At 58.2% G+C, this 20,534-nt stretch carries 22 protein-coding genes; 17 read left to right on the plus strand and 5 right to left on the minus strand.

Going from position 1 to position 20,534, the window contains the following annotated elements:
- Positions 1 to 26 precede the first annotated feature (26 nt).
- From AOA59_RS11070 to AOA59_RS11125, 13 genes are read left to right on the plus strand one after another with little or no spacing between them, the layout of a single operon-like run.
- A complete protein-coding gene (locus tag AOA59_RS11070; RefSeq protein WP_143522775.1) occupies positions 27 to 389 on the plus strand; it encodes a phosphopantetheine-binding protein in 363 nt (120 codons plus the stop codon).
- Positions 382 to 1,524, plus strand: a complete 1,143-nt coding sequence (locus tag AOA59_RS11075; RefSeq protein ID WP_099487296.1) for a hypothetical protein — start codon at positions 382 to 384, stop codon at positions 1,522 to 1,524. The genes AOA59_RS11070 and AOA59_RS11075 overlap by 8 nt, the downstream gene beginning before the upstream one ends.
- Complete coding sequence (locus AOA59_RS11080) at positions 1,521 to 2,783, plus strand: beta-ketoacyl-[acyl-carrier-protein] synthase family protein (RefSeq protein ID WP_065931367.1); 1,263 nt, start codon at positions 1,521 to 1,523, stop codon at positions 2,781 to 2,783. Before AOA59_RS11075 ends, AOA59_RS11080 begins: the two co-directional genes overlap by 4 nt.
- Before the next feature lie 16 nt (positions 2,784 to 2,799).
- Positions 2,800 to 4,041: an AMP-binding protein gene (locus AOA59_RS11085; RefSeq protein WP_099487298.1), complete on the plus strand. Its 1,242-nt coding sequence runs from the start codon at positions 2,800 to 2,802 to the stop codon at positions 4,039 to 4,041.
- 18 nt (positions 4,042 to 4,059) lie between these two features.
- The gene (locus AOA59_RS11090; RefSeq protein ID WP_158235238.1) at positions 4,060 to 4,821 is read left to right on the plus strand and encodes a hypothetical protein; all 762 of its coding nucleotides are present in this window, start codon (positions 4,060 to 4,062) and stop codon (positions 4,819 to 4,821) included.
- Between the two features lie 9 nt (positions 4,822 to 4,830).
- Positions 4,831 to 5,358, plus strand: coding sequence for a DUF6622 family protein (locus AOA59_RS11095; protein WP_099487302.1), 528 nt, complete (start codon positions 4,831 to 4,833; stop codon positions 5,356 to 5,358).
- A 55-nt stretch (positions 5,359 to 5,413) separates the two neighbouring features.
- A complete protein-coding gene (locus AOA59_RS11100; protein ID WP_099487304.1) occupies positions 5,414 to 5,779 on the plus strand; it encodes a hypothetical protein in 366 nt (121 codons plus the stop codon).
- A gap of 53 nt (positions 5,780 to 5,832) precedes the next feature.
- Positions 5,833 to 6,381, plus strand: coding sequence for a hypothetical protein (locus AOA59_RS11105; protein ID WP_099487306.1), 549 nt, complete (start codon positions 5,833 to 5,835; stop codon positions 6,379 to 6,381).
- Complete coding sequence (locus AOA59_RS31980; protein WP_139114109.1) at positions 6,371 to 6,712, plus strand: hypothetical protein; 342 nt, start codon at positions 6,371 to 6,373, stop codon at positions 6,710 to 6,712. Before AOA59_RS11105 ends, AOA59_RS31980 begins: the two co-directional genes overlap by 11 nt.
- On the plus strand, positions 6,705 to 7,427 hold the full coding sequence (locus tag AOA59_RS11110) for an SDR family NAD(P)-dependent oxidoreductase (protein ID WP_099487307.1): 723 nt from the start codon (positions 6,705 to 6,707) through the stop codon (positions 7,425 to 7,427). The genes AOA59_RS31980 and AOA59_RS11110 overlap by 8 nt, the downstream gene beginning before the upstream one ends.
- Positions 7,417 to 8,274 (plus strand): arylamine N-acetyltransferase, encoded by an 858-nt coding sequence (locus AOA59_RS11115; RefSeq protein WP_158235240.1) that lies wholly within the window; start codon positions 7,417 to 7,419, stop codon positions 8,272 to 8,274. Before AOA59_RS11110 ends, AOA59_RS11115 begins: the two co-directional genes overlap by 11 nt.
- Positions 8,228 to 9,586 carry an ATP-grasp domain-containing protein gene (locus AOA59_RS11120; protein ID WP_143522777.1) on the plus strand — a complete coding sequence of 453 codons (1,359 nt, stop codon included), beginning with the start codon at positions 8,228 to 8,230 and terminating at the stop codon, positions 9,584 to 9,586. Before AOA59_RS11115 ends, AOA59_RS11120 begins: the two co-directional genes overlap by 47 nt.
- Before the next feature lie 28 nt (positions 9,587 to 9,614).
- Positions 9,615 to 10,832, plus strand: a complete 1,218-nt coding sequence (locus AOA59_RS11125) for a hypothetical protein (RefSeq protein WP_099487313.1) — start codon at positions 9,615 to 9,617, stop codon at positions 10,830 to 10,832.
- A 151-nt stretch (positions 10,833 to 10,983) separates the two neighbouring features.
- Here AOA59_RS11125 and AOA59_RS11130 read toward each other — a convergent pair whose 3' ends face one another.
- The 3 genes from AOA59_RS11130 to AOA59_RS11140 all read right to left on the minus strand — a co-directional run bounded on the left by AOA59_RS11130 (position 10,984) and on the right by AOA59_RS11140 (position 14,235).
- A complete protein-coding gene (locus AOA59_RS11130) occupies positions 10,984 to 12,264 on the minus strand; it encodes a cation:dicarboxylate symporter family transporter (RefSeq protein WP_099487314.1) in 1,281 nt (426 codons plus the stop codon).
- A gap of 94 nt (positions 12,265 to 12,358) precedes the next feature.
- Positions 12,359 to 13,567, minus strand: coding sequence for a pyridoxal phosphate-dependent aminotransferase (locus tag AOA59_RS11135; protein WP_099487316.1), 1,209 nt, complete (start codon positions 13,565 to 13,567; stop codon positions 12,359 to 12,361).
- Positions 13,568 to 13,569: 2 nt separating this feature from the next.
- Positions 13,570 to 14,235, minus strand: coding sequence for an RraA family protein (locus tag AOA59_RS11140; protein WP_099487317.1), 666 nt, complete (start codon positions 14,233 to 14,235; stop codon positions 13,570 to 13,572).
- Positions 14,236 to 14,357: 122 nt separating this feature from the next.
- On the opposite strand from AOA59_RS11140, the gene AOA59_RS11145 reads away from it, so the two are divergent.
- Positions 14,358 to 15,254 (plus strand): LysR family transcriptional regulator, encoded by an 897-nt coding sequence (locus tag AOA59_RS11145; protein WP_099487319.1) that lies wholly within the window; start codon positions 14,358 to 14,360, stop codon positions 15,252 to 15,254.
- 236 nt (positions 15,255 to 15,490) lie between these two features.
- A complete protein-coding gene (locus AOA59_RS11150; protein ID WP_099487321.1) occupies positions 15,491 to 16,414 on the plus strand; it encodes a LysR family transcriptional regulator in 924 nt (307 codons plus the stop codon).
- Here the strand turns inward: AOA59_RS11150 and AOA59_RS11155 are convergent.
- Positions 16,317 to 17,021, minus strand: a complete 705-nt coding sequence (locus tag AOA59_RS11155) for a TetR/AcrR family transcriptional regulator (RefSeq protein WP_099487323.1) — start codon at positions 17,019 to 17,021, stop codon at positions 16,317 to 16,319. The genes AOA59_RS11150 and AOA59_RS11155 overlap by 98 nt on opposite strands.
- Before the next feature lie 121 nt (positions 17,022 to 17,142).
- Between AOA59_RS11155 and AOA59_RS11160 the strand changes: the two genes are divergently transcribed.
- Both AOA59_RS11160 and AOA59_RS11165 read left to right on the plus strand, forming a co-directional pair.
- Positions 17,143 to 18,360, plus strand: a complete 1,218-nt coding sequence (locus AOA59_RS11160) for an MFS transporter (RefSeq protein ID WP_099487325.1) — start codon at positions 17,143 to 17,145, stop codon at positions 18,358 to 18,360.
- A gap of 204 nt (positions 18,361 to 18,564) precedes the next feature.
- Positions 18,565 to 19,431 (plus strand): DNA/RNA non-specific endonuclease, encoded by an 867-nt coding sequence (locus AOA59_RS11165; protein WP_099487326.1) that lies wholly within the window; start codon positions 18,565 to 18,567, stop codon positions 19,429 to 19,431.
- 68 nt (positions 19,432 to 19,499) lie between these two features.
- On the opposite strand, the gene AOA59_RS11170 is transcribed toward AOA59_RS11165, so the two are convergent.
- On the minus strand, positions 19,500 to 20,519 hold the full coding sequence (locus AOA59_RS11170; protein ID WP_056861168.1) for a branched-chain amino acid aminotransferase: 1,020 nt from the start codon (positions 20,517 to 20,519) through the stop codon (positions 19,500 to 19,502).
- Between the last annotated feature and the right edge of the window lie 15 nt (positions 20,520 to 20,534).

The following is a 20,534-nucleotide window of genomic DNA, read 5'->3' on the forward strand; positions in this document are numbered from 1 at the left end:
AACATGGAAGAAGGGGTGTGATCGCTATGTATCTGATCAAAGTAAAACAAATTGCAGCAGATATTCTGTTTCTCGAAGGTCCCGACGCAATACCCAGCGATAAGTCATTCGACCAAATCGGATTTACGTCCATTGACTTCATTGATTTCTGTTTCGAAGTTAAGTCGCAGATCAACCCCCAGGTTGAGCCCGAACACTTATGGCCGTTCCATAAAATGCAGGCTGATCCGGCACTCTGTGTGGATCGCCAGTGGACAGCCAAGGGCTGGGAAGTGGCCAGCGAAATACTTCAGGTTTCTGACAGTACTGTTATTCAGCCGGATAAGATCGGTAGTTTCTGGACGCCGGAGTTTTGCTCTCGGCGCCTAGAGGCGCTTGCCCATGGCTAGTGTCTTCATCACCGGCCTCGCTGTACGACAATCTGGGTTCGACCTGGCGGATATTGGGCGGCAAGACATCCTCCCCATAGCCGCCAAGCAACGGGCCAAGGTGCCGGCGGTGCTCTCTGCACAGATAGCTAAACATATTGCCCGCGAAGACCGGGCGATCTTGTCCGATGCGGCCATACACAGTCTATTGGTCTCAGGCGCCGCCTGCGCCATGGCAGAACAAGGTGGCGCGTTTGATCAAGCGGCGCGGGCAGAGATCAATGTCTATACAACTGCAGAAATCGTCCGCGACTTTTATGAGATTCTCTACGACTACCGAATGAAACACCCGGAACTGTCTGCAGAATCCATACACGCTGAATTAGGCCGGGTGGCAGGCGCTGTCCACCCACTGAGGCTGTTCCGCAAGTTACCGACTAATAACCTGTACCACATTGCCAAATATTTTGGCTTTACCGGTGGCGGGTATCCCTTACGCAGTATGTCGTTGGGCGGGCTGTCTTTATTGGAACAGGCGCTGTTCAAGCTGCAACAAGCCGAGCAGGGCGGTGCCTTGTTGTGTGCGGTCGGCGATATGACCAAAGCCGATAACCTGGAGGCTTTTCGGAAGATGGGGCTGGTCGAAACAGACCCCGCCGACGCCACTGCCGATAAAGTCAGCGTGACTTACGGGGCGGTGGCGTTGATGCTTGAAAATACCACCCTGTTGCAACATTCCGGTCATGTTGCACTGGCCGAAATCGTTGCGGTTTATAGCCGATTTGACGCACAGATATATTCAAAACAAGCGGATTGGGAGGCCTTGCTGCAATGCCTGCCGGCTGCGGTTATTGACACGCATCCTGTGGTCATCATGTATGACAATGGCGCACCCAACTTGCGCCAGGTAGAGGACGCTGCGGTCTTCAAGATCATGCCTGAGGCCGACGTTCGCCGTTACAAGCCTTACACAGGCTACGCCGGTAGCACCAGCGGCCTGGTGGATCTGGGGTGCTCCTTGGCCGATGAAAGCATCGAGGTCGGGCGCACACTATTGGTGAACGGGATGGGAATCGGGATTGGTTGTGCCTGTGCGGTAGTCAAAAAGCTAAGGCATTTAACTCCTGATCAAGCATTGTCGGGAGAACTATCATGAGAGAACGTGTAGTGATCACCGCTCTCGGCTGTTGCACGCCCTTGGGTGATACTTACGATTCAGTAAGAGCGGCACTCAGCGAAGGAACGTCGGGGATTCGCGAAATCCACAAGTTTGACACGGGGACATTCAAGAGCCATTTCGCGGGTATTCCACAAGTAGGCAATACACCCGCGTCGGCCTCCAGGCGCAGCCGCTCATGGGATGAGCTGTATGTCAGTAACGCTATCAAGGGTTTGTTGGCCTGGCCGGGCACGGATTTAAGTCATCTCGCGCCAGAGCGTATTGGTTGTTTTCTCGGGGTGGATGAGCCTGTTCCTGATATTCATCAGACCGTGGACTTCGTTTACGACTTGGAACGAAACGCGGATAACGCCTTTACAAACATGGCCGCGGTAATGGAAAAGCACTATCGAATCAGTGACTTTTCCCGTATGGACCCGACTCAGTTGTTACGTCAGGTCCATGCGCACGTTCCGTTCCACGGCCCGACCATGGTGCACGTCGGTCTTTGCTCTGCATCGTTACAAGCGATTGGCACCGGCTTTGAACAGGTGGCGAGCGGGCGAGTCGACGCGGCAATAGTGGGGGGCGCCAGTGCCAAGGTCACGCCTGAACATTATGTAGGCCTGGAATCGGTTGATGTGATCTGTACCGATGCCGCTTTACCGCCTGACGGATTGTCGCGCCCCTTTGATACGCGCCGCTCAGGCTATGTGCCGGCGGAAGGGGCGGTACTGTTCTTGTTGGAAACATACACCAGCGCGCTCAAGAGAGGGGCCGTGCCGTTGCTGGAAGTCGTGGGGTATGGCGCGAGCATGAATGCGAGTCATATTGTGAAACCCGACCCTGACAGCCGGGAAATGAAACTTTCAATGACGCGCGCACTGGCAAGTGCCCAGTTGAATGCAAGCCAAATAGGCTTGGTGAATGCGCACGGCACGTCGACGGTGTTGAACGACTTGCATGAGTCCGCCGCGATTTGTTCGGTGTTGTCCGAGGCTGTGCCGGTCACCGCGAACAAGTCGCTGCATGGGCATATGATCGCTGCCGCCGGGGCCATGGAAACGCTTAATACCTTGATTGCGTTGAGAGAAGGCTTTATTCCCGGCACGCGTAATCTTGATGTGAAAGACCCGCAGTGTTCAGCCAATGTCATAGGCGAAACGCGCAGCGCTCATATTGAATATTGCCTCAAGAACTCTTTTGGCATGGGCGGGCTTGCCGCATCCATGATTTTTCGCCGAGTCGATGCTTGATTATAAGGATTGCACAATGAAAACAATCCAGCGCCGCACCGCTTTTCCAGTCGATAAGTTTAATCAAATGGTGATGGGGTATATCAGTGAGGATTACCCTGGTTCGCTGCAAACGGTAACGGACTATCAGGAGTTTATCGACGCCTACCCCGTCATGGATAAAAGCGCCCTGGCAGCGTCGGGTCGGCAACTGCTGGCGGCCGGCAAAATGCAGGGCTGTTATGTCGTTTCGACCTCGGGCACTACCCGCGGCCCTGTGATTCTGGCGAATAAGTTCCTGCAGGGAGTAACCGAAAACAGCTACCCCTACCAAGTACGCCAGGCCATGGCCGAGCACGTATTCAGTGCCAATGACGTTGTGGCAAACCTGCTCACGGCTGGCGGCCTGGGTAACAGCTACGAGGGCATGTGCCGGTTGCTTGAGAATATTGGGGTGACCATCCTGCCTGTGGGCCGGCCGGATACCCTGTCCAATAACGCACTCTTGCTCGATTTGCTGGAACGTTTTTCTGCTGACGTCTTGGTGGGGTCACCCAGTGGGATTGTGCAAGTTGCTCAGGCCGCACTGAGTGCCGGTGTGTCGTTGCCCATACGCAAGATTGTTTTTGTCGGCGAAGCCTTCCACCTGTCCAAGCGCAAGTTCGTGAGTGAACAGTGGCCGCAGGCGTCTTTCTATAGCATTTACGGTGCGACGGAATTGGGCTTTGCCGCGATCAATACTCCCCAGATGAGTGCGGGCCACCACTTGGTGCTTTCCGACTGGTTTTTCGTGGAGGTCAGCGAGCAAGGTGAACTATTGGTCACCGATCTCAAAGCGCCTGTGGTGCCGCTTATTCGTTATCGCATTGGCGACTACGGCGAGCTCTTTTCAGTCTCGGGTGACGCGGCCTATTACTTGAGCATCGGCGACAGAGTAGAAGAAGAATTCAGCCTGGGAGGGCACAAGATTCGATTGGACCTTGTGCGCAAGCAACTGACCGCCGCGGGCGTGGATGCAACCTATTGCCAGGTCACACTCAAGTCGGTCGAGTTGGGGCGGGACCGCGTGGAAGTGGCGTTGGATCTACCCGATAGCGAGGTGGGCCAAAGTCTGCAGGCGCACGTTGCGTCAGTACTCAGCCAGATCCCCAAACTGAGTGAAGCCTTGCGGCGTGGTGTCGCCGAGTTGTCGGTTGTGGGCCGCGAGCACTTTCAGTTCAACGCCCGGCAAAAGCTACCGTCCCTGCGAGATGAGCGCCAGCGTGTGGGAGTTGCGTGAATGGGCGCAGAGCTATCAATGCGTATCGACAGATTGCTGGCCATTCCCGCAGAGCAGCGTTGGCAGGGTGAACTCTTTCAAGCGTATTCGGATTTATTGATTGTATTGAACAACTACCCGCTGAACTTTTCGGATGAGACCGCGCACAGTAGCGAGCGCAGTCGGATGGCTGACTGCCAGCGAAAAGTGCTTGAGATAGAGCAGTTGTTCGAGTCGACGTTGAGCGAGCAGTGGGCAAACCTGTTGAGTGAGGGCAGCCCGCTCAGCCGTTTTTTCTACCGGATTTATCAACGCATGGTCAGCGCTGAACTCAAGAGTCTTGACGGTAGCCAGGGGCGGATGTGCCAGGTCGGTGTGGGGGCGATGCCGCTGAGTATTTTACTGTACCTGCAGAAAACATCCTTTGTGGTGACGGGTATTGATAGTGATCACAGCGCGATTGTGAAAGCCCGACAAGGGCTCCACGGCGCGCTGAGCGCCCTGGATATCCCGGCTGAACGTTTGAACCTGGTCGAGGCGGACGGCGTAGATTTTGATTACGGCAGTTATGACGTGGTGGTGGTGTCCATGACCGTGTCCCCGCGGTCTCGCGTGGTGCAACGTATTCTGGATACCTGTCGGCAGCCACAACTTCGGATCGTGTTGCGTGACACCGAAGGCTGGAAGCAGTTTATCTATCGCCCCGTCGGGCTGCCGGGTCAGGATGCTTTGGAGTTAGTGGCTCACCATGTTGGCTGCCCGATTAGCAGTGCTGTTTATTCCGTACGATCTCATCATTGAGGGATACCCATGCTTGTTATATTGCGTGAAACGCCACTGTGGGTGTATGCCGTTTTTTTCATGCTTCTCTATTACGGCGTGATGGCCTGTTTTAGAAGTACTGAAACACGTCGTTCCCTCTTGCTCAGCCCGGTCATCTTTGTGGTGTGGTCATTGGCGGCAATGGACTATGCCACGCATCCACTGCTTTCAATGGGCACCTGGGTGGCAGGGTTATTAGTCGGCTGGGCAATCGCAGCGTTGTGGTTTGACTATCAGGGTATTACCCAAGGGGAGGCCCGGCACTCCATTTCAGTGCCGGGCTCATTAAAGCTGTTGATACTCTCGATGTTTTTTTTCGGCATTAAATATTACATCGGTTATGAGCAGGCGACAGATCGAGTGTTCGCCAGTTCATTGCCGATGGTGGTCTTGATCGGCGTGGCGTCGGGTTTGACGATCGGGCTGTTGTGCGGACGCGCGTGGAAGATGCTGTCGATTCTGAATCGGTATGCGCGAGACGGCATTGCCGATGCCACGTGTGTCAACAAGACATGAGGGGCGCCGGGTGCCGGGACGGTCAGCGGGCTGACAAGACGCCGTGGGAGGCTTCATGAATTATCTGGAACTGTGTCCTGAGTTGGAAAGGCATGGTGAGCTGTTCCGTGTTCGGCTGGATCGTGATGTGCTGGAGATGTTTATTGCTCGCTACGACGCCAGTCTGGTCACCGTTGAGCTGTGTCACCAGTTCGCGGTGAGGTGTGTGAGGGCGAGCGCCGGTGCGGTGTCAGTGGCCGAGCGGTTTTTGCCGGTGTCGTTGCGTAATCTGAGTGCGGGAGACCTGCGCCAGGCGCGCTATTTATTTGGCCAGGTCTCCCATGAGCCCCGTGGCGGCACGGTGCAGGTTTTCTCGTCGAGCGACCCCACTCAATACGATGACGTGTTTTGTTTGGTGACGGTCATGGCCACGCAGCCATGAATTAAATCGGCCGGGATGCCTTTTGCGTTCTGCTCCCCAGGGGTGTGCATGTCATGATCAATCTTATTATTCCTCCGTTGTTGTTTCCTTACTTTCTGACTTGGCGATCGGGGAGTTATACCGAGGCGGCATTGTTGTCATTAGTGGTCTTGATTGTGCTGTGCTACAAGGGCTTGAGGCACAAGTTTGTTATTGATTGGAGTGTCGCGTGCGGCTTTGTTCTGGTCGCTTGTATTTCGTATGCTGAACCCGGATTTTTCAGCTTGTCATACACTAAACCGCTGATCTACGCCTTGTTGGCAGTGGCCGGGTGGGGCTCTTATTGTATTGGCAAACCCTTCACGCTGCAGTATGCAAAGTTGGAAGCTCCGGAGGAGGTCTGGCACACGCCGGCGTTCTTTTTCATCAATAAACATATCACCTTGATGTGGAATGCGGTGTTCAGCCTTAATTTTGGGCTTGCTGTATTGAGTCTGATGTTTAACGACTATTGGCCGATTTACTTATTGATGTCTTACTTCACGATCTTGTGCGCCGTGGTGTTTACTCAAAAATACCCGGATTACTATTTGGCTCAGGGAGAAAGAAACCGTGCGGTATGAAGTGTTTACCACGTCACTGGAGTCAATAGACGAAAACCACTCGGTGTTGGTCCAGGTGGACGCGGTCGCTTCGATCTTTGATGAGCATTTTCCAGGGCATCCGATTGTTCCAGGTGCGTTTACGGTGGGTTTTGTGCTGAGTTGTTGCCGGCACCTGCTGCCGGGTGCGTCCCTGCGTGTAAAACGAGTGGTCTTTATGGCGCCGATCACACCAGGGGAGTGTCTGGATTTACAGTTTTCAGGGTTCGACCGGCCGGGCGCCAAGGAGGTCGGCTTTGTCCTGAAGACTTCACGTTCTGTACATTGTCGAGGGAGCGTCATGTATGACTAAGACCGCTATTGTAACGGGAGGAACGCGTGGAATAGGCCGCGCGATTGCAGGCAAGTTAATCGCGGAGGGATTTACCGTTTTCGCGACCTATTTCAAGGATGAAGCCGCTGCAGATCGCCTCACGTGCGAGTTCGGCCCGAGTGCAATCACGGCGCGCGTTGACGGTAGCGACAGGCGTCAGGTTGAACAGTTCTGCACGCAACTTCAGGACCATCCTCTGCCTTCAGTGTTGGTCAACAATGCTGGCATCGCGCGCGATGGGTTGTTCTTGAGTCAAGAGCCGTCCACGTTTGAACAAGTGATGGCAAACAATTTTGGCGGCACGCTGAATTTTTGTGAGGTGTTTGCCCCGCTGATGGCAAAGGCACGCCACGGCAATATTATTAATATCGGTTCAGTTGCCGCGCAAAAAATAAAGTTGGGTAATACAGCCTATGGCTGCGCCAAAGCCGCGATTGAACGCCTGAGCATGGGCCTGTCGATCGAACTGGCGCGCTTTGATGTGCGAGTGAACTGCGTTTCTCCGGGCTTTGTGGATACGGACATGTTTCAGGCTTTCGCCGGTGATCAGGTCAGGGAGATTCTCAAGTCGATTCCCGCAAGGCGGGTAATGACGGCTGAAGAAGTCGCCGAGGCCGTGTGTCTGCTGGCAACCCGGCGCCTTTCAACCACTGGCAGTTTGCTGCGTGTGGGGAATGGCGAAAATGTTGGATGAACCCTTGGAGGTTTGCCCCACGGCGCAACTGAACAGCCCGCCATGGTTGGGCGCGTATCTTCAGCGCGTGGGCAACCCTGACGCAAGCCAACCGGATCTTGCCAGCCTGGCCCGTCTGCACGAAGCGCACGTCACCCATATTCCATTTGATATGGCAGATGGATTTCTGGACGTAGAGGTGCCGTTTGCATTGAACCTCGTCGCTCAAAAAATCGTGTACGGGCAACGGGGCGGTGGTTGTACGCACATGAATGGCATTTTTGCGCAGGCCCTGGAAAGCCTTGGGTTCTCGGTGCAGCGCACCTTGGCCAAGACATTCGCGCACGGCGTATGCCGTGAGTTGTCTACGCACATGGCGCTGGTGGTCAGTGCGCAGGGAAAACGCTGGCTATGCGATGTCGGGTTTGGTCTGCGCGGCCCCATAAGGCCGCTTTCGCTTGATGAGCGTGATGATCAGCTGACGCAAGTGCAGGGGTGCCACCGCTACCGCGTCACGCGGCTGGGCAATCGTGACTGGTTGGTGGAGTACCTGCGCGGCGAGTGTTGGCAGGGCCTGCTGGTTGTCCGTGATGCAGACTACAACTATGAAGAGTTTCGCGTGACTCACTTTTACAACACCCATGCCCCCACCTCCCTGTTTGCCAGCCATTTCATTTGTGCCCGCCCTCATTCAGAAGGGGGCGACATCCTGCAAAACGGCACGCTGGTGTGTGTCCAGGGCAAGCGTCGCTCCAGCTACAACGTTCGAACGATTGACGAACTGGTTCGCCTGGTGAAGTCGCATTTCAACATCGTTCTTTGTGCGCAACGATTTCGTCAACTACCGCCAGGCATCAGCAGGGATTAATACGATGACTAAGCGCTGTCTGATCACCAACCCCGTCTCCAATGCAAATCTATTAGTGGGGTACCTGAAGGAGCAGGGTGTTGACTGCTACGCCGTCATGGAGATGGATAAAGTCAGCAAAATGCCGACCTTGAGCGAGAAAAAGAAAGGCGAATTCAATGCCGAACTCTATCAAGGGATTTTTATCTCTGCCGAACAGGTACCGGGGCCTGATGAACTGCCTTTCGACATCATCCTCGCTGGCAGCGAGAACGGTGTATTCATCGCCGATATCTTGAGCGAGCGTCATGGCTTACCTGGCAATGACCCCGCTTACTCTCGGTTACGTCGCCATAAAGATGCGATGCAGCGCGCACTGGCAGAGGCGGGTCTGGCGTGTATATCGACACACGTGCTGGAAGGGAAGGCAGCTGCGCAGTCGGTTATGGAACACTGGGATGCGTACCCCTGTGTGCTCAAACCGCAGTCTTCGGCAGGCGGTGAAGGCGTGGTTTTTTGCAGAAACCGCGCTGAGTTGCAGAGCGCGATTCTTGCCGCGGATTGGGGCGGCTTTTCTTCAACATGGTCGGACAATGACTGTTTTGTGCTGCAACCCTTTGTCACCGGCAAAGAGTACGTTGTCGATATGGTCGCGCGGCAGGGCACCTATGTTGTTGCGTCCGTCTGTCGCTATATCCGCTGTGATGAACTGGGTATCGAAGGCTGCCCGTTCGTGAAGAAATTTACCTTCCTGCTGGACCCGAGCTCCGACGCGGTGCGGGCCCTGGTCGACTATGCCAAAAACGCGGCTTCAGCCATGGGGATTGAAAACGGAGCAATCCATATGGAGTTGCTGGACAGCCCCAATGGCCCTGTGATGATCGAAGTGGGCGCGCGATTGCACGGCACCATCACCCCGGTGCTGTTCGCGCACTGCTACGCCCCTCACTTACTGGAACAACTGTACTTTTCCAGTTTCGCGCCGGCCGCTGAGCTGTCTGATGCGCGGCTGATCAAGCCTGGCATTATCAGTGACGTTATCAGCACCTCACCCGGTGTTTTCGGGGGGACGCCTGAGGGGTTGCCGGCAGCGGTCAGCCAGCTCAGCAGCGTGATAGGGGTTCAGTTGAATGTCGAAGAAGGGCAGCCCTTCAAGAAAACCAGTGACCTGTTTTCGTCTTCGATGAATGCAGCTTTTTCCCATGCTGACGATGCTGCTCTGTGGGCAGACGTGCAGGTGTTTGAGCAATTGACCGCGTCAGCGCTGAACGGGGCGCAGTTGAGTCCCGAGAACTGGCGGTTTCTTAAGGATGAGTACCTCGCCTATTTTTAAGCCAGGTTCTGCAGGGAAGGCGGCTTGCATGCTAAATCACTCTTTTTTTGATGCGCAGTCTTTTGACCGTATGGTTGAGCACTATCGTGAGGCGGGTTACTCGGGTTACCCACGGGCGCTGAGCTATGAACAGTTTGACCGTCTGTACCCTGTATCTTCAAAGACCACACTTCAGGGTGTGGTGGAGAAGCTGCGTGATGAGGGCCGTTTGCGTCATTGTTATTTGGTCAGTTCGTCGGGTACAACCGCCTCTGCGCTGGTTGTGGCCAATGATTTTTGGCCCAGTGTCTCGCGAGACGCCTACGCAGTGGAGCTGCGTCGCTTTTTAGGGCAGCGGGTGTTTTCCAGTCAGGACGTCGTGGCCAACTTACTGGTGCCTGGCGGATTTGGCTGCTTGTACGAGGGGCTTTCGCGATTATTGGAGCCGATTGGCTGCACCGTTTTGCCTGTCGGGCGTCTGGACGCGCAGGACTGCCCCGAAGGGTGCCTGGATATCTGCCGCGAAGTGGGAGTCAGCGCCTTGCTGGCGACACCGGGCGGTATTATTCAGGCCGCTCACATGGCGTTGAAAGCCAATGTAGTGCTGGATATCAGAAAAGTGATTTATATCGGCGAAGCGTTCTCCGGCGCTAAGCAAGATTACATAAGAACGGTTTGGCCGAAGGCCGAGTTTTATGGCCTTTATGGGAATACCGAGATGGGCCTGGTGGGCGTTTCAACCCCTGCACACCCGCCGGGTCATTATGATTTCCTGAGTAAATGGGTACTGGCCGAGGTCGACGCCCAGGGCAAGTTGTATCTCAGTGATTTGAAGGCGCCTATTGTTCCGGTTATCCGTTATGACACGGGGGACATCGCTACGCTGCTGCCCACCTCGCAACAGCGGGTCGGCACTTTGATCCTGCAGGGGCGCAGTGATACGAGCTTTAATTTTTGCGGCAATTTACTCAGCCTCTCAACTGTCTGCCAGACCCTATGGCGCCGGTGTGGCCAGTCATTTGCCTTGCAGTTGACCCTGTCCACAGGGGATGCAGGCACAGACCACTTGAGCGTCAATTGCGATTTGACGTCGTTCGCTGATCCTGACGCGGCTTGTCGGGCTATCGAGCTCGCCCTGATGAGCATCGCTGGCTTGGAGGAGGCGCTGCGACGCGGTGTCGCTACGCTCGGCATAGAGCGTGACGTTGAATTTTGGCGAAGTGCCCGTGAAAAAGAGCCGGTGTTGCGGGATGTGCGTCAGCGGTAAGTGTCGGTTGTGGCAGGCTTATACAATCCGGCCTCTAACACCTGGACCCGCTGGCGCAAAGCGTCTTGCCGGCGCCGGGGCACCCGTCAAGGACGAATACCTGCACTGTGGCGAGCAGGACAATCCTGATCACCACATGAACGGAGTGTGCTCAGGCACGTGTGCGAAAGCCCTTGGCATCGGCCGGTAAAGCCGGTTTGGCCTCACGCTGCTCCCACTTGGCAATCACCATCGGCGCCAACGCATTGCCCAACACATTCAACGCGGTGGTCGGCATCTCCATCAAGCGATAAACCCCCGCGATAATCGCCACGCCTTCCAGCGGCAAGCCGGCACTGCCCAAGGTGGCGGAGAGAATCACAAACATAAACCCCGGCACACCCGCAGCACCTTTGGAGGTGAGCACCATGGTCACCACCAGCAAGGCCTGATCGCCCAGGCTCAGGTCGATGCCATACAACTGCGCTACAAACAACGTGCCGATGCCGAGGAACAGCGAGGCGCCGTCGAGGTTGAACGAGTAACCCACCGGCACCACAAAGCTCACCAGCGACGGCGGTACGCCATAGGTTTCGAGCTTTTTCATCAATTGCGGCATCACCGCCGCGGAGCTGGCGGTGGAGAAGGCCAATACCAGTTCATCCTTGATATGCCGCATCAAGGCAAACAGGTTGATCCCGCACAAACGCGCAACCAGGTTGAGCACCACCAGCACGAAAAACACGATGGACACATAGCTGACCATGATCAGTTTGGCCAATGGCAGCAGCGCGCTGAAACCAAAGTTGGCCACGGTGACGGCGATCATGCCGAACACGCCGATGGGCGCGTAGGCCATGATCATCGAGGTCAGTTTGAACATCGCATCCGAGAGGCCACGCATCAGCGCGATCACCGGGTCTTTGCGTTCGGCGGGCAAGCGCGACACAGCAAGGCCGAACATCACCGCAAAAAACAGCACCGACAACAGGCTGCCCTGGGCCATGGCGCTGATCACGTTGTCGGGGATGATGCCGACGATGATCTGCCCCAGGCTGTGGCCGCCGCCACCGCTGGCAGGCAGGGTGACAGTTGCCGCATGCAGGCTGGCCAGTTCAGTGCCGGCGCCCGGTTTAAGCAGGTTGCCCAACACCAGCCCGACAATGATCGCCAGGGTGGTGATGCAGAAAAAATAGCTCAGGGTTTTGACCCCGATTCGGCCCAGGGCCTTGCCGTCACCGTGCCCGGCAATGCCCACCACCATGCAAGAGAACACGATAGGCACGACGATCATCTTCATCAGCTTGATAAAAATGTCGCCTGCCGGTTGCAGAATATTGTCCACCAGCCACGGCCGGGATTCGGGAAAACGGTGCAACAGGGCACCAATGGCGATACCGGCGAGCAAGCCGATCATGATTTGCCAGACCAGCGCGATGCGGGGCGTGTGCATGGGAATGCCTCATTTGCGATCAATGATTTTTAAGTTGTTGTTCTAGGCAGTCAAAACAGCGGCCATCCCTTGGCCGCCGGGTGTTGCGCCGGGTTCAGCGCAGGTCGTGGCACGCGTCCCGGAGGCGGCGGCAACCTTCTTCGATCACGTCTGGCGCGCTTGCGAAGGACAGGCGTACATACGGCGACATGCCGTACGCCGCGCCGCTGACGGTGGCCAGGCCGTATTCGCGCAGCAAGTACTCCACCAACTGCGTGTCGCTCTCCAGGGGGTCCCCTTGTGGCGTGAGCTTGCCCATCAGCCCGCTGACATTGGCGAACACATAGAACGCGCCGTCCGGTGGGGTCACGCTCACGCCGGGAATGCCCGCCAAGCGTTCCAACATCAGCGCACGGCGGCGCACGTATTCATCGCGCATGGCGGTGATGGGCGCCTGCTCACCGGCAAAGGCCGCCACCGCAGCGGCCTGGCTCAACGAGCTGGGGCAGGTGGTGGTTTGCGACAGCAACTTGCCGATGGCCGCGATCAGCCACGCCGGCCCCGCGCCAAAACCCAAACGCCAGCCGGTCATCGCGTAGCCCTTGGAAGCGCCGTTGATGATCAGGGTGCGCGGTTTCAGGTCCGGCGCCAGGCGCGTCAGCGGCACGTGGCGGGCATTGCCATATACAAAGTGCTCGTAGATCTCATCGGCCATCACCAGCACGTGGGGATGTGCACGCAATACCAAGGCCAGGGCCAGCAGTTCGGCTTCGCTGTACACCGCGCCGCTGGGGTTGTTGGGGCTGTTGAGAATCACCCATTTGGTGCGCGGGGTGATCGCCTGTTCCAGCGCCTCGGGCGACAATTTGAAGCCCTGGTGTTCATCGCCGGGGATGATCACCGGTGTGGCGTCATTGAGCCGTGTCATGTCCGGGTAGGACACCCAGTACGGCGTATGCACGATGACCTCATCGCCGCGGTTAAGCGTGGCGGCCAGCGCGTGATAAATGATGTGCTTGCCGCCGCAGCCGGCGACCACTTCGTCCAGGCCGTAGACCAGATCATTGTCGCGGGAAAGCTTCAGGCAAATGGCCTGGCGCAGCGCGAGGGTGCCGGTGGTGGCGGTGTAATGGGTGTCGCCGCTCTCCATCGCCAGGCGGGCGGCGTGGAGAATATGCGTCGGGGTATCGAAGTCCGGCTCGCCCACGGTGAAATTGACGATATCGCGGCCCTGGGCGCGCAGTTCAGTTACCAGGGCATTGGCGGCCACACTCGGCGACGGCGCGATGCCGAGCACACGCTCGGAAAGAAAGGCTGTGCTCATGTTCACTCCGCCAAGCCGGCGTTTACCAGCACTTTGTCGATCCAGCCTTGGCGCACCGCGCCCGTGGCGATTTCGGCCTTCAACGCTTCTTCGTGCTCGGCATGTTGCCCGGCACGGCGCAGCACTTGAGCCGCGTCAGCCTGGGAAAAAGCCACCAGCCCGTCTTCATCACCCACCAGCAAGTCGCCGGGGTTGATCAGCATGCCGCCGATGGACACCGGCACATTCACCTCGCCAGGCCCGGTTTTGTAAGGCCCGGTGTGTACGACGGCGCGAGCGTAGCAGGGCGTGTCCTCAAAGCTTGCGACATCACGAATCGCGCCGTCGATCACAAATCCCACGCAGCCGCGTTGCTGGGCGTAGAGCTTGACCAACTCGCCGATCACCGCGTTATTGGTATCGCCCTGGCCGTCCACCACCAGCACATGGCCGGGCTGCATCATGCTCATGGCCTTGTAGATCAGCAGGTTGTCGCCGGGCCGGGTTTTGACCGTGATCGCCGTGCCCACCAGCTTGCCGCTGCGGTTATAACGCGTCAGCCCACGGGCGCCGATATGGCGGCCGAGGTTGTCGCTGATATGCGGGGTGACCACATGGGCAAAGGCTTCGACCAGCTCGGCCGGAGCCATCGGGGCGTTGGGAAGGATGCGTGAACCGGGCAAGGACATGGCAAATCTCCAGAGTCGTCAGATAGCGAAGGGCTATGGCCGGATCTTAGGAGTGATAAACCGACAGTTTTAGCGATATTTTATGATGTGATAGCATCGATTTTTCTAATGAGTTGGTTGCCGTGATCACCTTCAAGCAAATCGACGCGCTGTACTGGATCGCTGAACTGGGCAGTTTTGAAGCGGCGGCCAACAAGTTGAACATGTCACAGTCGGCCATCTCCAAGCGCATCCAGGAGCTGGAAGACACCTTTGATGTAGAGATTTTCGACCGCAGCAAACGCAACGCGCGGCTGACCGAAAAGGGCGGCGAGCTACTCGACTATGCCCGCGACCTGCTCAAAGGCCGCGACCAGTTGCTCGAACGGGTCAGCGCCCGTGAAGTGCTGGTGCGCAGGTTTCGCCTGGGCGTCACCGAGTTGACCGCGCTGACGTGGTTACCGGCACTCGTCGAAACCTTGCGCCAGGCTTACCCCAAGGTGCAGATCGAGCCTTCGGTGGAACTCAGCAGCGAGCTGTTCCGCAAGCTCGAAAGCGACCAACTGGATCTGGTGATCGTGCCCGACGTGTTCAGCGACCCACGCTTTCACAGCACCGCGCTGCAATGCGTGGAAAACGCCTGGATCTGCGCGCCCAGCCTGATCCCCGACGCCGACCCGGTGAGCCTCGAGACCCTGGCCAACTACACCGTGCTCACCCAGGGCGCGCAGTCGGGCACCGGGTTAATCTATGAGCGTTGGCTGGCCGCGCACAACGTGCAGATGCCGCGTAGGCTGTCGAGCCACAACTTGTTGGTGCAGGTGGGGTTGGCGTTGTCGGGGATTGGCGTAAGTTACCTGCCCAGGGCGTGCTTGTCGCACTTGATCGAGCAAGGCGCGCTGCGGGCGCTGGTCACCGAACCCGAATTGCCGCGCATCCAGTACGTGGCGTTGCACCGGGCGGACCGGCAGTTCGGCTTGAACCAGGACGTGGCGCAGATGGCGCAACAATGCTGCGATTTTTCGCGGTTACTGCTGTGATCATGATCGTTCCCACGCTCTGCGTGGGAATGCATCCGGTGACGCTCCGCGTCACACCTTCAAGCGCTGGACGCAGAGCGTCCGGGGCGGCATTCCCACGCGGAGCGTGGGAACGATCAAATTTGTCACCGTGCCCTGAGGGCGAGTGATCTTTGGCGTTTCTCGCCCGGCGCGCTGTATTAAAGGGCAAGAGGCTGGTAAGTATGGCGTCGGATAGTGAGCCGATGTAATCAATCATGAAACGCCATTTCGAAGATTTGCAGCTGGGCAGCATCGAGCTGTTCTGCCTGGCTGCCGAAGCCGGCAGCTTTACTGCAGCTGCGCAGGCCGCAGGCGTTACCCCGGCCGCCGTGAGCCGCAGTATCTCGCGCCTGGAAGAACGCCTGGGCGCGCGCTTGTTTGTGCGCACCACCCGCAGCATTCGCCTTACCGACAGCGGCCGCACATTTTTCGAGCAATGCCGCCAGGCGCTGACGCAACTGGTGGAGGCCCAGCAACAGGTGATGGGCGCGCAGGCGGTGCCGTCCGGGCGCTTGCGCATCAGTGTGCCGACCACTTACGCACATCACCGCTTGCTGCCGCTGCTGCCCAGGTTCCGTGCGCAGTACCCGCAAGTGACCGTGGACATCCATATCAGCAACCGTAATATCGACTTCGTTGCCGAAGGCTATGACCTGGCCATTCGCGTGCGCGCCCAGCCGGATTCGTCGTTGATCGCGCGGCTGCTGGAAGATGCCGAGCTGGTGGTCGTTGCCGCACCGGCCTACCTGAAACGCGCCGGTACGCCGCAGGTGCTGGACGACTTGCCTGCGCATGAGTGCATTCAATTTGAATTGCCCAGCAACGGTCGACGCATCCCCTGGCTGTTCCAGGTGCAAGGCCAGGAGCAGGAGTTTGCCGGGCAGGCCGGTTACAGCATTGCCCATGACGTGCTGGGCGGCGTCACCCTGGCCAAACACGGCGCGGGGTTGTTTCAGACCTACAAGTTTATCGTTGAGCGTGAATTGGCCGACGGCAGCCTGGTTGAAGTGCTGAAGCCGTTTGGCGGGCGTTCACGGCCCTTCACCTTGCTGTATCCCCATGGGCGCCATGTGCCGCATCGGGTGCGGGCGTTTGTGGATTTTTTGCTGGCGTGTCGGGACGAATGGGCGACGCGGTAGCGGCCGTAATGTCCCATGTCAGCAGGAGTTGGCTGATCGCCGCGTCGATATCCTTAAACCGCACGTTATCGCGCGCCAGGATCGAAACGCCCTGCAGGAAACTGTCAAATACCGTCGCCATCGACGCCGCTTGCGTGGTGCCTGGCAATTGCCCAAGACGTATCCCGCGCTCAACGCAGGCCACAATGCCCGCCCGGGTACGCACCCGCGATTGCGTCAGCGCATCCGCGACCCGCGCATTCTCCGGGCTGGGTGCGCTCATCACGCCCAGCGCCACCATGCAGCCCTTGGGGTGCCCGTCTTCACACTGCATGCGCGCCGACTGGCGCAACGCGGTTTCGATAGCCGTGCGAGGTGGCAAAGCCTCGTCCCACAGGCATTCGGTGACCTGGGCATAGGTGGCCAGATAACGCTGCACGCACTCATCGAACAGCGCTTCTTTGGAGCCGAATGCCGCGTAAAAACTTGGCGCGGAGATACCGCCACCCAAGCCGGCCTTGAGCTGGGCGAGGGAGGTGGCGTCATAACCATGCTGCCAGAACAGGTGCATGGCCTGTTCAACGGCCTGGTCTCGGTCGAAATTACGCGGGCGGCCCATTTGTGCCATGTGGGGAATCCTCTGGGTAAGCGAGATAAATACTAGTCGATACATAAGTCGTTGACAACGCACGGTGTGCGCACGCAACATTTATATCGATCAGTATCTAAGTCGTCCCAAGGAGTCTCCCGTGACACCCTCACTCAGCTTATCCGCGTCCTCCGACCGCCTGCCCATTGGCGCTTTGCTTGCCCTGGCCATGACCGGCTTTATCTGCATCGTTACCGAAACCTTGCCCGCCGGGCTGTTGCCGTTGATCAGCGATGGCCTAGCGATTTCGCCGTCGATGGCCGGGCAGATGGTCACGGCGTACGCGCTGGGTTCGGTGCTGGCGGTGATTCCCATGACCATTGCCACCCGTGGCTGGCGGCGGCGCAATGTGTTGCTGCTGACCATCGTCGGCTTTCTGCTGTTTAACTCCATCACCGCGTTGTCGTCCCATTACGGCGTAACCCTGGTGGCGCGGTTCTTTGCCGGCGTGGCGGCGGGGCTGGCCTGGAGCCTGCTGGCCGGTTATGCCCGGCGCATGGTTGCGCCGCACCAACAGGGCCGGGCGCTGGCACTGGCCATGGTGGGTACGCCGATTGCGTTGTCGCTGGGTGTGCCGCTGGGCACGTGGCTGGGCGGCCTGGTGGGCTGGCGTACCACCTTTGGTCTGATGTCGGCGCTGACGCTGCTGCTGGTCGTGTGGGTGCTGGCGAAAGTTCCGGACTATCCGCCGCAGCCTGCGCACCAGCGTCTGTCCCTGGGCCAAGTGCTGACCACGCCCGGCGTGCGGCCGGTGCTGGCGGTGGTGATCAGTTGGATGCTGGCACACAACATTCTGTACACCTACATTGCCCCGTTTGTGGCGCGTGCAGGCTTGGCTGAACGTGTGGATTTAGTCTTGCTGGTGTTCGGCATTGCCGCGCTGCTGGGGATCTGGTTGACGGCCAAACTGGTCGAACCGCTGTTGCGCAAGACCGTGCTGGCAAGCCTGGTGACGTTTGCAGCGGTAACCCTGGTGTTCGGCTTTGTCGGCAGCGTGCCGCAGGTGATCTACCTTGGCGTGGCCGTGTGGGGCCTGAGTTTTGGTGGCGCCGCGACACTGCTGCAAACCGCATTGGCCGATGCCGCCGGAGAGGGCGCCGATGTGGCGCTGTCGCTGAACGTGGTGGCGTGGAACAGCGCCATTGCGGCCAGCGGTGTAGTCGGTGGCGTGCTGCTGAAAACGTGGGGCGCCGCCTCCTTTCCATGGGCAATGGCGCTGTTGCTGCTGGTGGCGTTGGTGATTGCCTGCACGGCGCGTGCCCATGGCTTCAAACCGGGACGGCGGTCAGCCGATGGGCCAGCGGTGGCGGGGCACTAGGCGCTAAGCGAGCTCCACGTTCATGGTGCCGCCTGCCCGTTCGGCAAGTGGCTTCCCCCGCAGGCGCAGCATCCTGCGTGAAGCGCTGGCGTGCCTTAACGAGGTGGGGATCCTGGCGCGGGCGGCCTGGAATTCGATCCGTCAGGCGTCGCACTAAAGGTTAAAGTGAGGGTCCATTAGGCTCCTCACTTTAAGATATAAAACATGCACTTACGCATTATTGCAGTTGGCCTGTCGGCGTTTGTTCTGCTCTCGCCCGGCGCACAGGCCCGCAGCCTGCTGGACCTGATCAAACCACCCGCCCATGAACACACTTCGCGCTCAAGCTCCATCAGCCAAAGCGCGGCCCTCGGTCTCTATTCCAGTCAAGAAAAACAGCTCTCCTTCGACGGCTGCGCGGACCTGTTTCCCGGCGCCAAGCCGATCAACACGGCCACCGTACCCGCCTCGATGAAACCCATGGCGCTGTGTTCGGATCACTTTGCGGTGCTCTACTCGCAAACCAGCAAGACGCCTTTGGTGGTGGTTGAGCGTTTGAATGCCGCACAGCTGAAAGACGCCAAGGGTGAAGAGCGCACCAACCAGTTTTATCCCGACCCGCGCATTCCCAAAGGCGCGCGCGCGGAATTGAGCGACTATCGCAGCCAGCACCCGGCGGTGGACCGCGGCCATCAATCCCCGGCCGCCGATGCGCCAAGCGCAAATGCCATGGCGCAGTCCTTCGCCTTGTCGAACATGGTGCCGCAAGACCCCACCAACAACCGCAAGATCTGGAGCAAGGTCGAGGCCGACGTGCGCAAGTTCGCCGTGCGCGCCGGCGGCAATGTGTTTGTGTTCACCGGCCCGTTGTTTGATGCCGGCTACAGCACCGTCGGCGACAACAAGGTGTGGGTGCCGACGCGCCTGTTCAAGCTGGTGTACGACGCCTCGTCCCAACGCGCCTGGGCCTATGTGCTGCCCAACGCCGAAACCCGTATCCAGAAGCCGATGGACTACGACACCTTTGTGAAAAGCACCGGGCTCAAGTTGCTCGGCAACTTGCCGGTTACGGGGTCAGTGGGTCGGACATAACCACTTTTCTGGATGGGCCCGCTGTACTGACGCCCACGGGATGTCGGCACAGCGGGCGTCTCACGGCTTTAGACTTTTTCGATCCAGCCTGCCGGCGCTTCAACGTCGCCGTTCTGGATGCCGGTCAGCTCATTGAACAGACGTTGGGTCAGCGGGCCGGCCTCATGTTCGCTGTGGAATACATGCAGGTGATCGTTGTAGCGGATACCGCCGATCGGTGTGATCACCGCTGCGGTGCCGCACGCACCGGCTTCCTTGTAAGCCGCGAGGTTGTCGATATACACGTCTTCTTCCACCGCCTTGAGCCCCAGACGGCTTTGCGCAAGCTCGATCAGCGAGGCGCGGGTGATGCCAGGCAATACTGAAGGTGAACGCGGCGTCACAAAGGTGTTGTCATGGGTGATGGCAAAGAAATTGGCCGAGCCGACTTCTTCGATTTTTTTATGGGTCAGCGGGTCGAGGTAAATGCAGTCGGCAAAACCCGCCTGCCGTGCCTCGGTACCGGGTAGCAGGCTGGCCGCGTAGTTGCCGCCGACCTTGGCGGCGCCCGTGCCATTGGGGGCGGCGCGGTCATAGTCCGAAATGATGAAGTTGCTCGGTTGCAACACGCCTTTGAACAACGCGCCGACCGGGATGCAAAACACGCAGAAGATAAACTCCGGCGCGGTACGCACACCGATGTTATCGCCCACACCGATTACAAAAGGCCGTAGATACAGCGAGCTGCCTGTTCCGTAGGGCGGCAGGAAGCGTTCGTTGGCCTTGATCACCTGCTTGCACGCATCAATGAATTGCGCGGTCGAGACGGGCGGCATCAGCAGCCGTGAGCAACTGCGCTGCATACGGGCAGCATTCTGATCGGGGCGAAACAGGTTGATCGAACCATCCTTGCAACGGTAGGCCTTCATCCCCTCAAAACACTGCTGGCCATAATGCAGCGCGGTTGAGCCTTCGCTGATATGCAGTTGGTTATCTTCGGTCAGCGCACCTTCCTGCCACTGACCGTCACGCCAGTGTGCAATGTAACGAAGGTCGGTTTTCCTGTAGCTGAAGCCCAGGTTATTCCAATCCAGTTGCGGATGTTCCATATCACGACTCCCGAA

This window comes from Pseudomonas sp. 2822-15 (genome assembly GCF_002742515.1).
In the GTDB taxonomy this organism is placed as follows: domain Bacteria; phylum Pseudomonadota; class Gammaproteobacteria; order Pseudomonadales; family Pseudomonadaceae; genus Aquipseudomonas; species Aquipseudomonas salomonii.

Excerpts from the sequence above, each read along its gene's own strand:
- AOA59_RS11070 (WP_143522775.1), top strand. The coding sequence starts at position 27 with ATGTATCTGATCAAAGTAAAACAAATTGCAGCAGATATTCTGTTTCTC.
- AOA59_RS11075 (WP_099487296.1), top strand. The coding sequence starts at position 382 with ATGGCTAGTGTCTTCATCACCGGCCTCGCTGTACGACAATCTGGGTTC.
- AOA59_RS11080 (WP_065931367.1), top strand. The coding sequence starts at position 1,521 with ATGAGAGAACGTGTAGTGATCACCGCTCTCGGCTGTTGCACGCCCTTG.
- AOA59_RS11085 (WP_099487298.1), top strand. The coding sequence starts at position 2,800 with ATGAAAACAATCCAGCGCCGCACCGCTTTTCCAGTCGATAAGTTTAAT.
- AOA59_RS11090 (WP_158235238.1), top strand. The coding sequence starts at position 4,060 with ATGCGTATCGACAGATTGCTGGCCATTCCCGCAGAGCAGCGTTGGCAG.
- AOA59_RS11095 (WP_099487302.1), top strand. The coding sequence starts at position 4,831 with ATGCTTGTTATATTGCGTGAAACGCCACTGTGGGTGTATGCCGTTTTT.
- AOA59_RS11100 (WP_099487304.1), top strand. The coding sequence starts at position 5,414 with ATGAATTATCTGGAACTGTGTCCTGAGTTGGAAAGGCATGGTGAGCTG.
- AOA59_RS11105 (WP_099487306.1), top strand. The coding sequence starts at position 5,833 with ATGATCAATCTTATTATTCCTCCGTTGTTGTTTCCTTACTTTCTGACT.
- AOA59_RS11110 (WP_099487307.1), top strand. The coding sequence starts at position 6,705 with ATGACTAAGACCGCTATTGTAACGGGAGGAACGCGTGGAATAGGCCGC.
- AOA59_RS11115 (WP_158235240.1), top strand. The coding sequence starts at position 7,417 with ATGTTGGATGAACCCTTGGAGGTTTGCCCCACGGCGCAACTGAACAGC.
- AOA59_RS11125 (WP_099487313.1), top strand. The coding sequence starts at position 9,615 with ATGCTAAATCACTCTTTTTTTGATGCGCAGTCTTTTGACCGTATGGTT.
- AOA59_RS11130 (WP_099487314.1), bottom strand. The coding sequence starts at position 12,264 with ATGCACACGCCCCGCATCGCGCTGGTCTGGCAAATCATGATCGGCTTG.
- AOA59_RS11135 (WP_099487316.1), bottom strand. The coding sequence starts at position 13,567 with ATGAGCACAGCCTTTCTTTCCGAGCGTGTGCTCGGCATCGCGCCGTCG.
- AOA59_RS11140 (WP_099487317.1), bottom strand. The coding sequence starts at position 14,235 with ATGTCCTTGCCCGGTTCACGCATCCTTCCCAACGCCCCGATGGCTCCG.
- AOA59_RS11150 (WP_099487321.1), top strand. The coding sequence starts at position 15,491 with ATGAAACGCCATTTCGAAGATTTGCAGCTGGGCAGCATCGAGCTGTTC.
- AOA59_RS11155 (WP_099487323.1), bottom strand. The coding sequence starts at position 17,021 with ATGGCACAAATGGGCCGCCCGCGTAATTTCGACCGAGACCAGGCCGTT.
- AOA59_RS11165 (WP_099487326.1), top strand. The coding sequence starts at position 18,565 with ATGCACTTACGCATTATTGCAGTTGGCCTGTCGGCGTTTGTTCTGCTC.
- AOA59_RS11170 (WP_056861168.1), bottom strand. The coding sequence starts at position 20,519 with ATGGAACATCCGCAACTGGATTGGAATAACCTGGGCTTCAGCTACAGG.